Origin of the sequence: Phormidium sp. CCY1219 (assembly GCF_035615515.1) — a bacterium.
Lineage (GTDB): Bacteria > Cyanobacteriota > Cyanobacteriia > Cyanobacteriales > Laspinemataceae > CCY1219.
Window position 1 is genome coordinate 1 of the sequence record NZ_JAJENT010000332.1, and the last position, 333, is coordinate 333.

Sequence of the window (333 nt, forward strand, 5' to 3'; positions counted from 1 at the left end):
GCAGAACCTGTGCTTACTGCGGAGTTCAAAATGTACCCCTTGAAGTTGAGCATATTCAGCCTCGGTCTAAGGGTGGCTCCGATCGGCTGTCTAACCTGACCCTGGCTTGCCACTCATGCAATCAAGCCAAAGGCAATGGGGACATTCGGGATTTTTTATTGGGCCTGCCAGATTTGCTAGGTCGCATCCTCAAGCAAACCCAATCACCACTTAGGGATGCGGCTGCCGTTAACTCCACCCGATGGGCATTGTTCAAGGCTTTGAAAGCAACAGGACTTCCAGTCACCACAGGAACGGGCGGACAAACGAAGTTCAATCGACTTCGGCTCAATC

The 333-nt window shown here is 52.0% G+C and carries 1 protein-coding gene; it reads left to right on the plus strand.

From position 1 onward, the window contains the following. Positions 1-333, plus strand: a 333-nt coding sequence (locus LKK83_RS05795) for an HNH endonuclease (protein ID WP_324629988.1), incomplete at both ends; no start/stop codon positions are given.